The sequence below is a fragment of the Psychrobacter sp. 1U2 genome (genome assembly GCF_051847575.1).
Genome location: NZ_JBPYDC010000374.1, coordinates 1 through 1,151 on the forward strand (window position 1 = coordinate 1; position 1,151 = coordinate 1,151).

Annotated in this window: 2 protein-coding genes; both read left to right on the plus strand. The window is 38.9% G+C overall.

Features of this window, described 5'->3' with window-relative positions:
• Nucleotides 1-573 (plus strand): cell division protein FtsQ/DivIB (locus ACS8FD_RS15925; RefSeq protein ID WP_439276564.1); only part of this gene is annotated, 573 nt, incomplete at its 5' end.
• A gap of 159 nt (nucleotides 574-732) precedes the next feature.
• Nucleotides 733-1,151 (plus strand): cell division protein FtsA (locus ACS8FD_RS15930; protein ID WP_439276565.1); only part of this gene is annotated, 419 nt, incomplete at its 3' end.

Here is a 1,151-nt window from a genome sequence, read left to right on the forward strand (position 1 = left end):
CAACAGACCATGAACCAGCAGAAAGTAAGCAGTTTTTTTACAACTGATTTACAAGCGTTACGAGATATTGCCATGAGTCTTGCTTGGGTTGATGAAATTAGTGTGACTCGAGATTGGCAACAAGGTATTGTCATTACTGCACTACCTAAACAAGCAATAGCCAATTTTGGTACGGAACGACTGGTTGATGCAAAAGGTGCAGTATTCGTGCCAGCTGATAGTGAAGCGTTGATTCAGCCGCAGTTTGCTACATTGCAAGGTGAAGTAGACCAAGCACCTGTGATTATGCAACAAATGCAACAAATCAATGATTGGTATGTTCCGCTTGATATGCGAGTAGAGGATATTATTTTAACACCTCGAATGACGTGGCTGGTACGTTTTGATAACGGTCTACGGGTCATTGTTGATAACGAAAATACTGCTCAAAAACTGCTCAATTTGAGTCAACTTTTGAACAATCAATTGGCTGATCGTCGCGACAATATACAATCGATAGATTTACGTTATAAAAATGGTTTTACAATAGCGTGGAAAGTAAAAGAGTCGTCGGCAGAGTCTCCGACGAGCTAGTCTGTAACATAGGGTTTATGCTTTGTGGTCTGGTTATATGAGTAGGATAGTTGCACAATTTTTGTACTATAAATGATAGAGTGAATCAAATAGTACTGTTCTAATGATTCAATAGAGACAGCAGATAGTCTTCTATTTAGTGATAATTTGTTTGGTAACATGAAAAATACTGAAAATCTGGTTGTTGTCCATCTAAGTGCCACTGCAGTTTATGTGGTGATTGGTAGCGTTGTCTCTGCAAAAGACATACGTATCATGGGTGTTGGACAAGTCAAAAATAGTGATTTTTATCAAGGCCAAATCAAGCATCGCGAACGTTTACAGGGTGCAATCAAACAAGCCATTCAAGATGCTGAAGATATGGCAAATTGCCGTGTGCATAGTGTATGGCTAACACTTGCGACGCCTGAGTTATCTAGTAAAAATAGTATCGGTAACGTTGCAGTTGAAGAAGAAGTAGTACGTGCTAGGGATATGGTACAAGCATTATCTAATGCCAAATCTCAAGACTTACCCTCTGATTATTATTTAATGCATTGTTGTCAGCAAGGTATTTACATTGATGAGCAGGATACTAT